Source organism: Streptococcus sp. F2 (genome assembly GCF_056500955.1).
Genome location: NZ_JBWKAI010000009.1, coordinates 1 through 12,855, shown reverse-complemented (window position 1 = coordinate 12,855; position 12,855 = coordinate 1). Strand labels below are relative to the sequence as shown.

The window sequence follows — 12,855 nt, the reverse complement described above, 5'->3', positions numbered from 1 at the left end:
AAAGGGTTTCGTTTACTTATGGCGTTATCGATTGGGTGGACTCTCTTTCAACTATCTGATGAGGGATCAAATGAATGGTATCCTGAATATGATCAGTTGCTAACACTAAAGTGGCAGCCTTTTCTCCCAATTGGTAAGGAAAAATCTCTACCGATGTCAGTGACGGGGTGGCCAATTCAGCTAAAACAGAGTTGTTAAAACTAATCATAGGCACTTTTTGTTTGGGATGGTTTTGCTTTAACAGGCGTTGCAGATGAATAGCTAGCATATCATCACAGGTTACAAAGGCCGGCTGAGGGTGGTTGGCTAAAAACGTTTGGATCCGCTGATCGATATCCTGTTCCGTTTCTGAGGAGAGGCTAATGGTTTGAGCGGCCAAACCTTGGGACGTCATTTTTTCGGCATATCCAATAAAGCGTTCAGCCTGCACCAATTCGTCCATGTCAGTATAGGCGTAAGTGATTTGCTTAAACCCACGTTCCAGCAGAAAAGCTGCGGCATCGTAACCTGCTTGGCGATTATCATTATCCACAAATTTAGCATTGCCGTTATCCGTCACATAAGACTGCCCTACGACCACACAATCCACAGCTTGTTTTTTAACAAAATCAAAAACCTTGTCATCTGTTTTGGAATAAAGAAAAATCAGTTTGCCAATGTGTCCGCTGCGAATCATGTTTTGAACATTCTTCAATAGCTCGTCATCACTGCGACCGGTCGCTAGACTGACCATGTAGCCATTGTCTGTGCAAACACCTGCGATGCCTTGAATAATCTGCATGAAAAAAGGATTGTTGCCGAGAGAGTCTTGGCTCACGCGCACTGGCAAAATAATCCCAACCGCATTGGACTGTCGCTTGACCAGATTTTGTGCAGAATAATTGGGGGAATAATCCAATGCTTCCATCGCTTTTCTCACGCGCTCTTTGGTTGCCTGACTAATCATGTGATTGTCATTAATGGCTCGCGAAGCCGTCGATGCGGATACCCCTGCTAGCTTTGCAACATCTTTAATGGTAACCAAGTCTTCCTCCCTCAATCATCTTTTTTACTAGCATAGTCATTTTCTTAAGCCCTGTCAACTGTTTTTCCACATTGTGGAGCAGCTCACCTGCCTTCCCTTTTTTGAGGACACTTAAGTTTTCTAAAGGAGCGTTTCCCTAAAAAACTAAGCAAGCGAAGGACTTGCTTAGTTGTCATCAGATGTTACCTGCAATTCCAAGGCATAACTAATAGCACTTAAGGCGTATAGCGGAGCGGTCTCTGTTCGCATAATACGAGGACCCAAACCCACCTTAATGGCACCTGCTGCCTCAAACTGAGTGATTTCAGCTGGGGAAATCCCCCCTTCTGGTCCGAAGATAAAGAGGAGTTTTGACCCTGGTTTAACTTCTTTCAATTCACGCGCCAAGGTCGCTAGCTGACCTGCCTTAGCTGTCTCCTCATAAGCAATGAAGATATGATCAAAGCTAGAAAGGCTTTTTAGAAACTCTGCTTTCTGTTCAAAAAGATGCACTTCTGGCACCACATTTCGTTTGCTCTGCTCAGCAGCTCCTAAAACGATTTTAGCCAACTTGTCTTCTTTTTTAGCTAATTTTTTGCTATCCCATTTGACCACTGACCAGTCTGCGGGGTAACCCCATAGCGCACTGGCTCCCAATTCAGTCACTTTCTGGGCAATCGTGTCTAACTTATCGCCTTTAGGAAAACCCGAAGCGATGGTCACCTCAACAGGCAGCTCAACCTGATCTGGCAAAGCCTCTATAATCTCTAACTCATGAGCCATACTATTGGTCACCTTGGCTAAATACTTAATCCCGTCGTCAAAGACCAAGACAACTTCTGCCTCGTCAGCCAAGCGCATCACTTGAAACATGTGCTTGATAGTATCTTTATCGGTAATTGTTACCTCTTTTTCTGCTTTGCCTTTAATAAAATACTGTTGCATTAGCCGCCAATCACTCCTGAGATATCATATGTTTTTTTGAACACTAAAGCGTTCCACTCGCCTTGAACCATATGTGTCTCAAGGAAGAAACCTGCGCTAAAAGCAGCTTCTAGAACCATATCCAGTTTCTCAGAAATAATACCAGATAAAATGAGATAGCCTTGGTCCTTGACCAAACGGTAAGCATCCTCAGTCAATAAGACTAAGATATCCGCCAAGATATTGGCTACAATCACATCCGCTTCTTGACCAACCCCTTTTAAAAGATCTCCAGCAGCCACATGAATGTTGTCTGTTCCTTGGTTTAAATCAATGTTTTCTTGAGCCACTCGAACAGCCACATCATCTAAATCATAAGCATAGATGGTTTTAGCACCTAGCAAGGAACTGGCAATCGAGAGGACACCTGAACCGGTTCCTACATCGATAACCGTTTCGCCGCCACGAAGGACTTGTTCCAAGGCAAAAAGGCTCATTTTAGTTGTGGGATGTGTCCCTGTCCCAAATGCCATTCCAGGATCTAATTTAATAACCTTTTCCCCAGCAGAAGCTTCATAATCCGTCCAACTAGGGACTATTGTCAAATCATGCGTGATACGAGCAGGCTCATAATAGGCTTTCCAGTTGTCCGCCCAGTCTTCCTCAGCCAGTTCCTGACTGTCCACAGTAACCTGACCAACCTGTAATCCAAAACTAGCCAACTCCGCTAACTGTTCATTAATGGTCACGGTCACATCCGCTAAATTAGTGCTACTTGGGTAATAGGCTGTGATAGCTATCATGTCAGACTGCTCCACATCTGGGTATAATTCCCCAAAGCGGTCCTCCTGCCCAATATAGTCTGCGCTATCCGCGATAGCAACCCCTTGACTGCCTGTCTCAATTAACAAATTTGAAACAGCTTCTTCTGCCTCACGATGGACTGTAATTGTCAGCTCTTGCCATGCCTTCATAACGATACCCTTGCTGCCATATCATCAGTGGTCACTTGCCCCTAGCCTAAACCCTAAAACCAGTGACCCTCTATCAGATCAAAGCAGCCTTTCCTTTCAAGCTTCTTTATATTTATAGTAACATAAGCTAATGCGATCCTGTGTGCCAGATATTGCACTGCTGTCTCAGAGGATTCCTATTAAGGACAAACACAGCACCAAGGCCTATTGTCTCATAACCCCAACCTTTATCAGGGACGCATTGCCTAACAAATCTCAGCCAATCTAAAGGTAGATAGGCTCTTGATAGATCCTATTTTACCATATTTTATACCAGCTACATCAAAAAAGAGCAGCTCTTTCTCGTAAATCCAGAAAAACCAATAGCTGATTCGCCTGTTGAAGCTCCAAGCCTTTGAAATAGCTAAAAGGCCTTTCATTTTTCAGGAACCTTTTAGATCATTAGATTAATAACATTAAAAAATTTATAACATCTATTGTATTCTTAGATGTCAAGTGATATACTTAACCAGTAATAGAGTTAACTGGTTAAGTATTTTTGAAAGGAGTTGATGATTAACCATGAAACAAGGAAAACATCTTTTACCCCTTGTAGGGCTACTGTTAACCTGCAGCCTTGCCCTAACAGCCTGCCAAACACATTCGCAAAAGGGGCATTCTCAGGAGCCTAAAAAGCACCAAAAGGCTACGAAAAAGAAAAGTAAAAAAAGCAGTAAAACTACGAAAAAAAGAGAGCATAAAAAAGTCCCGGGAATTGATGTCCCAACTGATGATGGCTTTTTATTGACAAGCGAATCGCAAATTGAACGCAAAACAGATACGGGCATTATTGTGAAGCATGGCGATCACAAGCATTTCTTCTTCTATTCCGATTTGAAGGGGACAAAGTGGGCCTATCTCATTCCTAAGGACTACAAGGAAGCACAGCCTACTTCTAACCAAGCTGCAAGGTCTGGATCAGTAGTCTCAACTGGTCATGCTGGAGACGGCTATGTCTTTAATCCAGCTGACATTGTTGCTGAGGACGCCTATGGCTACACTGTTCGTCATGGGGATCATTACCACTATATCCTCAAATCAAGCCTACCATCAGCAACCATCAACCACATCGCATCAACCACACCTCACTTGCCATCAACACCACCTAGCATTCATCAGCAGGGGGGTATCCCAGGAATTGACTTCAAAACTAGTGATGGCTTCTTATTTGATGGCACCAACATTAGCGGTGTCACTGACACTGGAATCCTGGTGAAGCATGGGAGCCATTTGCACCCTATTAGCTTTGAGGACTTAAAGCGTAGCAAATGGGCTTATTTGGTCGACCAATACAAATCAGGCCATACCAAAGCCCCACAGGGAAATTATCATGCCCAGATAGCTTATCTAGCTACGGGACTCAAAATAGACCCTTCACGTATCAAGCAAATCCTAGCTAATGATGGGCAGGTCGGCTTTGAATACCCTCATGAAGATCACACGCACGTCATCTGGCTAAAGGATATTGATCTTTCTAAGCCATTTAAAACTCCAGAAGAACAGATCCTCAAAAAGATAGACGGAGAAACCTTTGAACAGCGCAAAGAAAGACTCATCAAAGAATTTATGGATCGCTTCAAGGTTCGTCGTGAGGACATCTCAATTGAGGGCAACTACATGACCATTAGTCATGGAGACCATGCTCACATCTATAAGATTGACCCAGAATTGCCAGATGATCCTGAGCGCAATGTCAAGACAGAATCAACCAATCTAGAGGTCGAAACTCAGCTCGTTTATGGTCCTTTCTATACGGAAAATTCATCTGAAAATCTAACACGTGATGGGGTCTATAAAAAATATCACCCAGAGGGCATTAAAAACATCAAAAACTTTATCCATGTGTTGTTTAGTACAAACAGTGAATACGGTGACATTGAGGTTAATGGCACTAAAACCAAGCGCGTTCACTACCTTGTGCGTAAGGACTTAGACTGGAAGGACTTGAACATTAAGCGTCCAGAGGCAATCAAGCATGAGGGGCGTATCTTTAAGGGCTGGAATGCTGATTTACCAACAGTTGGCAAGATGGACAGAGAACATCAACGCTTCTATGTAGACTTTGATAAGGTTAGAAAGCAGCCTACCAAGGCTGTCTACGGGCCAGGTGATGATGTTTCAGACCTTGACTTAGAAAATTATGTTCCTGTCTGGTTCACCACAATCTTTAATGGGCGATTGAAACTTAACGGCGTGACTCAAGGAGGCTTCTTCTACAATGTTCGTAGTGGTCTTACCTGGAAGGAAGCTAAGGAGCAAGGACTTGTTATCCCTGAGCCCGTCCCAGATCCAGGCTATGAATTTATTGAGTACCGAAGTAGCGTGAACCTTGCCAATAACTTTAATCTAACTGATTTTGCTAAGGGATTTTCTATCACACAAAATGAAAACGATAAGGTAGCCTTTACTGGCCTATTCCAAGCAGCCTTTGGAACTACTGCTCCTTATATTGGACCTTACATCGCTGTTAATCCTGACAAGCCAACTGATCTAGAGGATCCTAGCAGACACCCTAATTATTACTTCCACGATCCGAGACAATATGTAGCCGTTGCCTTTAAGGCAGGAGAGGGCGGACAGCTGATTAGTCGAGCTGGTAAGGGTAAGACTGCCGTTTACCTTGTTCGTAAGGGACACTCATTACATACAGCTGGTATCCTACCACCATCAGTACAGCCAGATGCCGGCTACAAGCGTGATTACAATAAGCCTATTATTTCAACTGAGGAATATGGTAAGGAAGTCACTGAGGATATTGTTTATAACGTCAACTTTGATAAAATAACCAACAACGAGGTTACAGGTAATAGTAGCCACTCAGGGAATACCTGGCTACCAGGTGATCCACTACCTAAAGAACCACAAACTCCTAATCATACTGGTAGCACTGGAAGCTGGTTGGAAGAATTTGTAGGATCTGGTTCTGACTCCGACGAAAACGACCTATTAGCACCTGACCCTGAGCTTGTTGGTAAAACACCGGTAAGCGATAAATCAGCCAGCTACTTTTTAGGTGAGTCAGAGACAGCTAGCAGCACATCAGTAGCTAGCAACAACTAAGCCATAGCAGGACTGATTGATAATATCAACTGCTCAGCTGATCTGGCCTACCAGATTAAAGACTTAACCACCCCAAAAACAAAGCCGATTGATCCTAGCCACATGTGGGGATAGGTCAATCGGCTTTTTGATTCTTATCGTAGCTATCACATAGCAGTGGTGTTTGCTGACCTGTTTAGTGTACCAGCTAGGTCTGCCTATTGACTTAAATAATCAGTTAAGCGAACCTTCAGCTGAGGAATGACCCGATCGTCCGCTAAAAAGTCATCAATAGCCATCAGCTGATAGCCTTGTCCCTCATCACCAAAAGCAATATGATCTATCATATCCTGATTCATAAAAGCCACCAGAAATACAGCTTGGCTGTCAGGATTAACAAGTCCCGGATAAACCCTTTCCCAAACGACCGCGTCCTTGGTCAACGCTAGGCCTAACTCCTCATAGCACTCACGTGACGCACAATCAAAGGGAGCTTCAGCATTTTCACGACCTCCTCCTGGTAAATCCCACATATTAGGGTAAGGGATCGTTGGTATCGCGTCACGCAAGATGGTCAAAATCTTACCGTTACTGATCAAGGCTAACTTTGCCCCAGAAAAATTGACTGTTTTATCTAAAAGTTTCATGACTACGCCTCACCAGTCATCAAAGCAACCTTAGCTCAATGCCAACCACGCCATACTTAGCCTGGCGGTCTTTACTGTAGTACAATTCCATATCCTCTGGTCTGGCTTGAGACAGCTCTTCTTGACGATAGCCACATTTTTCCAGCGGCAGCTGCTGATAAAGCTGCCGAAAATCATCAAAATAATGTAGCCCTAAGACCTCTGCTTGCAGGATCTGGCTGTGATCCTCTGTACAATAAAAGCAAATCCAATCTCCTACCTTAATACCCTGCCTTTTTTCATCATTCAACCGTAGTTCAATAGTCTTCAAGCCCGCCTCAATCATAGCAAATGGTCTTGGCGTCAGCATCATCTCATGTATCATCTTAGTACCTTGGATAAGGGTAACTTTCTCCCTCTTCTAATCCTTGTTGACCTTCTTCAAAAGCTTGCGCATTCCATTCCAAGCCGAAATCAACCTTGCTATCATCCGCTAAGAAATCCATTAAATCGCTGTGCCCTTCAATAGCAATATCGTTGAGAAATTGCGCAAAGTAAGCTAAGAATTCACGAGAAAAGCCCTTTTTGGCATCAAAAGGAATGGTAACCAAATAATCTTCTGCCTCAAATTGAGACTTGGCAGGGTTGTAAAAGAGCACATAGTCCTCAAAGATAATGTCGTCTTGAGTCACTTCGCCGCTGTCGTCAATGGTTTCAATAGCCTCTTTATTTTGAGCTTCTAAAATAAAGGTCACTTCCACCGCGTGATTTTTCTTGTCCCAATCCATGGCATAATCATACTGAAAATGTTTGTCCATTTCTTCTTCTAATACTGATAAAAAACCATATTTTGCCATCTTTTTTATACCTAGTCTTTCTAAATGTTGTTATATAAGTCTTTACAAGACCTCATTAGTTTACTTGACATTTTTTGTGTCCCTTATCAGGGTTAATTTTTGTAACTTATTAAATTCTACATACTCACGACTAGCTTTTTCTTTTGCGAATTTCATCGAAATAGAGCCTTTACCTTCTAGAATTCTATATTAACAGAAATTAAGAAAGTTATCTATACTTGCAACAAAATGCGCCTTAGTAAATGAACGACGTCTCTCTATCAAATCTTCAATGTAATCAAAGATGGATTATCGCCTTTGACAATATGATCAACACTAATATTATAGCACAGAGGAGCTAACGATGGGTGCTGAAGAACAACTGAAAGAATTCCATACATGGCAACATATCGCCAATAGCCTTGATTTGATGTATAACGAGCTTTACCAGTTTGATATAGAATATCATTCCTTTAGATGTAAACGCCTTGAAATAAGCCGAGAATGCCCCCTAGAGGAATTAGACGCCATCAAGACAAGAGACTACGTTCATTGCTGAAACTATCATCGCATTCATGGTAGTCTTAACTACCAAACTCCCATGACCAAACGAATTATCGCTTAAAAAGCACTTTATAAAAATTGTTCAGAAAAGTGTTGCCTTTTCAGACTAGGCTATTGTCGTCGGAGGTTTAACCTACCTAAACATTCACTACCGCTTGCCTTACGATAAGAGTATATTGTAGTCAATCAAGACTGAACTTTCTTAGTGAACGTTCAGTCTTTTTACGTGGTCAAAAGACAGTTGTTGCCTGTTCTCATTAGGCTTGGCAAACGCTTTTATGATATAATTTGGGTATGCATAGAAAAACCATTATTGATTTCAAGGAGCTTGGACACCGCTTCTTGTTTGAAAAACCCTTACTAGAGTTAGTAGCCAAGTCCTTAGATCAGGTCGGCCCAGTCATTCAACAGGTTCAGCACTACCAAGAACTAGGCTACTACGTGTTGGGTTACCTCAGTTACGAAGCAGCTGCTTTTTTTGACAACGCCTTACAAACCCATAATGACCGGTTAGGCAACGAGTACCTTGCCTATTTTACGGTACACAAAACCTGTCAGAAAGAAGACCTTCCTCTCGATTATGACAGCATTACTATCCCTAACCAATGGGTCAGCGCCACTCAAAAAGAAGCCTATCAAAAAGCCATTGAAACCATTCACCATGAGATGCGACAGGGCAACACTTATCAGGTTAACTACACCCTTCAATTAACTCAGGAACTCAATGCCGCTGATAGTTTAGCCATTTACAATAAACTCGTCGTTGAACAGGCTGCTGGCTACAATGCCTACATCGCCCATGATGAGTTTACCGTTATTTCAGCTAGTCCTGAATTGTTCTTTAAACAGGAAGGCAATCAACTCATCACCAGACCTATGAAGGGTACCACTAAGCGCGGGGTTAATACCTGGCTGGATCAACAAGAACATGATTGGCTCCAAGCTGACGGGAAAAATCGCTCTGAAAACATGATGATTGTTGATTTGCTCCGCAATGACATGGGAAAAATTTGCCAAACAGGCAGTGTTCGTGTTGATAAGCTCTGCGAGGTGGAACAATACTCTACCGTCTGGCAAATGACCTCAACCATTATTGGTGACCTCAAAGCGGACTGTAACCTGATAGACATTCTCACAGCCCTCTTTCCTTGTGGCTCTATTACAGGGGCACCAAAAGTCTCCACCATGGCGATTATCAAATCCCTGGAGCCAAACCCAAGGGGAATTTATTGTGGAACTGTTGGCATTTGCCTACCTGACGGTCGCCGCTTCTTCAATGTTCCCATTAGAACCATCCAGCTCAGTCATAACCAAGCTACCTATGGTGTCGGAGGCGGCATCACTTGGCAAAGCAAGTGGGAAGACGAATACGAGGAAGTACATCAAAAAACAGCCTTTCTCTATCGGCACAAACAAATCTTTGACCTCAAAACAACCGCCAAGGTAAAACAGAAAAAAATAGCCTTCCTTGAGCAACACCTCAATCGGCTTAAAGAAGCAGCCACTTATTTTGCCTACCCTTACGATGAGAAAGCTTTGCAGAAACAATTAGCAACCTATTTGGAAGACAAGGACGATGCTGCCTACCGCTTGACGATTAGTTTATCCAAAGATGGAAAGATGAGACTCTCTGATCAACTTTTGGAACCTTTATCAGCCGATTTTCTGACAGCTCAACTCTCCTTACAGGACAAGGACGTGACAGCTTCGCCTTTTACCTACTTTAAAACCAGCTATCGCCCTCATATTGAGCAAAAATCTTATGAACAGGTGTTCTATAACCAAGCGGGGCAATTATTGGAAACTTCCATTGGCAATCTCTTTATCCAGCTGGGTCGGACCCTCTACACACCACCAGTGGCGGTGGGTATTTTACCAGGCCTATTCCGCCAAGAACTGCTAGCTAGCGGTCAGGTTCAGGAAAAAGAGTTAACACTAGCTGATTTAAAAGAGGCGAGCGCTATTTTTGGAGGAAATGCTGTTCGTGGCCTTTATCCTCTCAACCTTGAGCTTACTCATCTTAATGCCCTCTTAGTCAGCGATCATGCCTAAACTGACACTCATCTTTTGTTATTAAGGAACCTATGATACTCTTAATTGATAATTACGATTCATTTACCCACAACCTCGCCCAATATCTAAGTGAATTTGACGAGACTATTGTCTTGTATAACCAAGACCCAAACTTATATGACATGGCCAAAAAGGTTGACGCGCTAGTCTTCTCCCCCGGACCTGGTTGGCCAAAAGAAGCTAATCAAATGCCAAAACTCATTCAAGACTTTTACCAAACAAAACCTATCTTAGGAGTGTGTTTGGGACACCAAGCGATCGCTGAAACTCTAGGAGGAACCTTACGCTTGGCTAAACGTGTCATGCATGGCAGGCAAAGTACCATTGAAACACAAGGCCCTGCCAGCCTCTTTCGTTCCCTCCCAAAACAGGTTACCGTCATGCGCTACCATTCCATCGTTGTGGATCAATTGCCCAAAGACTTTATCGTGACCGCTAGAGACTGTGACGATCAGGAAATCATGGCATTTGAGCATCGCTCCCTGCCACTTTTTGGCCTACAATTCCACCCAGAAAGCATCGGAACCCCTGATGGCATGACCATGATTGCTAACTTCATCGCAGCCATTCCCCGTTAATCACATCCGCAAAAAGAAAGGAGGACAGTTACATGCCCGATCATTTAGCGCTCCGCATGCGCCCCAAAACCATTTCAGAGGTCATCGGACAAGAACATCTTGTTGGAGAAGGCAAAATCATCCGTCGCATGGTGGAAGCCAATATGCTATCGTCCATGATTCTCTATGGTCCTCCAGGAATCGGTAAAACTTCCATTGCTAGCGCTATTGCAGGTACTACCAAGTATGCCTTTCGGACCTTTAATGCCACCGTTGATAGCAAAAAACGTCTCCAAGAAATTGCTGAGGAGGCCAAATTTTCAGGAGGGTTGGTATTGCTACTAGACGAGATTCATCGGCTAGACAAAACCAAACAAGACTTCCTGCTCCCCTTACTGGAAAATGGTACCATTATCATGATTGGCGCAACCACTGAGAATCCCTTCTTTTCAGTGACACCCGCTATCAGAAGCAGGGTCCAGATTTTTGAACTGGAACCTCTCTCCAACGAGGATATCAAGCGTGCCCTTCGAACTGCCATTACCGATAAAGAAAGAGGCTTTGCCTTTGACGTGATGCTTGACGATAATGCTCTTGATTTTATCGCAACAGCCACCAATGGCGATTTACGCTCAGCCTATCACTCCCTGGATCTAGCAGTCATGTCTACAAAGCCAGATAGCGACGGGAAACGACACATCACCTTAGACACTGTTGAAAATTCCTTGCAGCGCAGCTATATTACCATGGATAAAGATGGCGACGGGCATTATGATGTCCTATCTGCCCTCCAAAAAGCTATTCGTGGTTCCGATGTCAATGCCAGTCTTCACTATGCGGCACGATTAGTGGAAGCAGGCGATTTACCAAGCTTAGCTAGGCGGTTGATTGTGATTGCTTATGAAGATATTGGCTTGGCTAATCCTGACGCCCAAGTCCATACCGTTACCGCACTTGATGCCGCTCAGAAAATCGGCTTTCCAGAAGCACGTATTCTAATTGCTAACGTGGTCATTGATTTAGCCTTATCCCCAAAATCCAACTCAGCTTATCTGGCCATGGATGCTGCCTTAAGCGATTTGAGAACATCGGGAAACCTTCCTATCCCAAGGCATTTGAGAGATGGGCATTATGCTGGCAGTAAGGAACTGGGGAATGCCAAAGATTACCTTTATCCCCACGCTTACCCTGAAAAATGGGTCAAACAACAGTACCTGCCAGATAAATTAATTGGCAAACAGTATTTTTCCCCCAACGAAACCGGAAAATATGAACGTGCCCTGGGTGCCAACAAAGAGCGTATTGACAAGCTTTCTAGTCACTCAACCGGTATCCCAAAGTAGGAAACGGTTACATTTTTTAGAGTTGGGACTTGAAAAAATCTGAGAAAGTGGTATCATAAATATACAGAAACATTGCTGTGGCATACGAATCCACATCTAAGTGTTGACCGACTATTTCTTTGTATTTTCGGGAAACAAAGACTCTTTCTAGTCTGCAAGCCGTTTCACGCGGACGCAACTTCCAAGAAAGAGCGCGTTACCCACCTGCTTATATTGCGCGGGCTCAATACAAAAAGTGGATCACCGGTGCCAATACAGCATTCTTGCCTCCTTAGCTCAGTTGGTAGAGCAGTAGACTCTTAATCTATGGGTCACAGGTTCGAGCCCTGTAGGGGGTATAAATAACATGTCGAAAACCTTGTTTTATCAAGGTTTTTTGATTTTTGGTCAACTTTTGGTCAACCTTTTGATAAGTCTAACTTGTTTTTAGAAAATTCCTTATCTTATTATTTTCATTTTCTGCTTTTTCTTTAATAAGATGCCCATATGTCTCAGTGATTTGCTTTATATCCTTATGCCCCATATTTTCTGCAACTACCCAGATATCTATACCATATGCTAATAAAATACTCGCGTACGTATGCCTTATTCCTGTTGAACTCAGATTATAAGGTTCAATTTTTAGCCTCTGTAATAGTTGTCTCAAATGCTTATTAACACTGTTATTGGTAGGGACACCAGAGTGAACATTATAGAATAAAAACTGTTCCCTATTTTCAATTTCTTTCTGATTAAAGATTTCTTTTTGCTCAATCTTCAACTTTTTAAGGACTGTGAGGGTGGCATCATCAATAGGTATAGACCTTACTGAGGTCTCAGTTTTAGGTGGCTTCCATTCATAGGAAATACTATCGTAACGTCTATAAGTTCTGATTTC

Annotated in this window: 11 protein-coding genes, 1 tRNA gene, 1 other RNA gene and 2 pseudogenes; 7 read left to right on the top strand and 8 right to left on the bottom strand. The window is 43.0% G+C overall.

The window, feature by feature from the left end; genetic code table 11:
• Window positions 1-16: 16 nt before the first annotated feature.
• The 3 genes from ACYTR8_RS04350 to prmA form a co-directional block, all read right to left on the bottom strand.
• Entirely contained in the window at window positions 17-1,024 is a 1,008-nt protein-coding gene (locus tag ACYTR8_RS04350) for a LacI family DNA-binding transcriptional regulator (protein ID WP_434177377.1), read from the bottom strand.
• Between the two features lie 165 nt (window positions 1,025-1,189).
• Window positions 1,190-1,948: a 16S rRNA (uracil(1498)-N(3))-methyltransferase gene (locus ACYTR8_RS04345; RefSeq protein ID WP_479640715.1), complete on the bottom strand. Its 759-nt coding sequence runs from the start codon at window positions 1,946-1,948 to the stop codon at window positions 1,190-1,192.
• A complete protein-coding gene (gene prmA / locus ACYTR8_RS04340) occupies window positions 1,948-2,901 on the bottom strand; it encodes a 50S ribosomal protein L11 methyltransferase (protein ID WP_479640716.1) in 954 nt (317 codons plus the stop codon). The genes ACYTR8_RS04345 and prmA overlap by 1 nt, the downstream gene beginning before the upstream one ends.
• Before the next feature lie 561 nt (window positions 2,902-3,462).
• On the opposite strand from prmA, the gene ACYTR8_RS04335 reads away from it, so the two are divergent.
• A complete protein-coding gene (locus ACYTR8_RS04335; protein ID WP_479641724.1) occupies window positions 3,463-6,000 on the top strand; it encodes a pneumococcal-type histidine triad protein in 2,538 nt (845 codons plus the stop codon).
• A 197-nt stretch (window positions 6,001-6,197) separates the two neighbouring features.
• Here the strand turns inward: ACYTR8_RS04335 and ACYTR8_RS04330 are convergent, their stop codons facing one another.
• The 4 genes and pseudogenes from ACYTR8_RS04330 to rhuM all read right to left on the bottom strand — a co-directional run.
• On the bottom strand, window positions 6,198-6,626 hold the full coding sequence (locus ACYTR8_RS04330) for an NUDIX hydrolase (RefSeq protein WP_434177373.1): 429 nt from the start codon (window positions 6,624-6,626) through the stop codon (window positions 6,198-6,200).
• 19 nt (window positions 6,627-6,645) lie between these two features.
• On the bottom strand, window positions 6,646-6,990 hold the full coding sequence (locus tag ACYTR8_RS04325; RefSeq protein ID WP_111714958.1) for an ASCH domain-containing protein: 345 nt from the start codon (window positions 6,988-6,990) through the stop codon (window positions 6,646-6,648).
• Window position 6,991: 1 nt separating this feature from the next.
• Window positions 6,992-7,462, bottom strand: a complete 471-nt coding sequence (locus tag ACYTR8_RS04320; protein WP_479641723.1) for a DUF3013 family protein — start codon at window positions 7,460-7,462, stop codon at window positions 6,992-6,994.
• Between the two features lie 60 nt (window positions 7,463-7,522).
• Window positions 7,523-7,750 (bottom strand): annotated as a pseudogene (gene rhuM / locus ACYTR8_RS04315) (RhuM family protein); the annotation flags it as partial.
• 55 nt (window positions 7,751-7,805) lie between these two features.
• On the opposite strand from rhuM, the pseudogene ACYTR8_RS04310 reads away from it, so the two are divergent.
• The 6 genes and pseudogenes from ACYTR8_RS04310 to ACYTR8_RS04285 all read left to right on the top strand — a co-directional run.
• Window positions 7,806-7,976 (top strand): annotated as a pseudogene (locus tag ACYTR8_RS04310) (ArpU family phage packaging/lysis transcriptional regulator); the annotation flags it as partial.
• A 323-nt stretch (window positions 7,977-8,299) separates the two neighbouring features.
• Window positions 8,300-10,057 (top strand): aminodeoxychorismate synthase component I, encoded by a 1,758-nt coding sequence (pabB, locus tag ACYTR8_RS04305; protein WP_479641722.1) that lies wholly within the window; start codon window positions 8,300-8,302, stop codon window positions 10,055-10,057.
• A gap of 32 nt (window positions 10,058-10,089) precedes the next feature.
• Window positions 10,090-10,656, top strand: coding sequence for an aminodeoxychorismate/anthranilate synthase component II (locus ACYTR8_RS04300; RefSeq protein ID WP_479641721.1), 567 nt, complete (start codon window positions 10,090-10,092; stop codon window positions 10,654-10,656).
• 32 nt (window positions 10,657-10,688) lie between these two features.
• On the top strand, window positions 10,689-11,978 hold the full coding sequence (locus tag ACYTR8_RS04295) for a replication-associated recombination protein A (RefSeq protein ID WP_111714948.1): 1,290 nt from the start codon (window positions 10,689-10,691) through the stop codon (window positions 11,976-11,978).
• Window positions 11,979-12,047: 69 nt separating this feature from the next.
• Window positions 12,048-12,243, top strand: a non-coding RNA gene (ssrS, locus tag ACYTR8_RS04290) — 6S RNA.
• Window positions 12,244-12,316: transfer RNA gene (locus tag ACYTR8_RS04285), tRNA-Lys, on the top strand.
• Between the two features lie 77 nt (window positions 12,317-12,393).
• On the opposite strand, the gene ACYTR8_RS04280 is transcribed toward ACYTR8_RS04285, so the two are convergent.
• On the bottom strand, window positions 12,394-12,855 hold a 462-nt coding region (locus ACYTR8_RS04280; RefSeq protein ID WP_479650922.1), incomplete at its 5' end, for a tyrosine-type recombinase/integrase.

Coding starts and splice junctions, on each gene's coding strand:
- ACYTR8_RS04345 (WP_479640715.1), bottom strand. CDS start 1,948: ATGCAACAGTATTTTATTAAAGGCAAAGCAGAAAAAGAGGTAACAATT.
- prmA (WP_479640716.1), bottom strand. CDS start 2,901: ATGAAGGCATGGCAAGAGCTGACAATTACAGTCCATCGTGAGGCAGAA.
- ACYTR8_RS04335 (WP_479641724.1), top strand. CDS start 3,463: ATGAAACAAGGAAAACATCTTTTACCCCTTGTAGGGCTACTGTTAACC.
- ACYTR8_RS04330 (WP_434177373.1), bottom strand. CDS start 6,626: ATGAAACTTTTAGATAAAACAGTCAATTTTTCTGGGGCAAAGTTAGCC.
- ACYTR8_RS04325 (WP_111714958.1), bottom strand. CDS start 6,990: ATGATACATGAGATGATGCTGACGCCAAGACCATTTGCTATGATTGAG.
- ACYTR8_RS04320 (WP_479641723.1), bottom strand. CDS start 7,462: ATGGCAAAATATGGTTTTTTATCAGTATTAGAAGAAGAAATGGACAAA.
- pabB (WP_479641722.1), top strand. CDS start 8,300: ATGCATAGAAAAACCATTATTGATTTCAAGGAGCTTGGACACCGCTTC.
- ACYTR8_RS04300 (WP_479641721.1), top strand. CDS start 10,090: ATGATACTCTTAATTGATAATTACGATTCATTTACCCACAACCTCGCC.
- ACYTR8_RS04295 (WP_111714948.1), top strand. CDS start 10,689: ATGCCCGATCATTTAGCGCTCCGCATGCGCCCCAAAACCATTTCAGAG.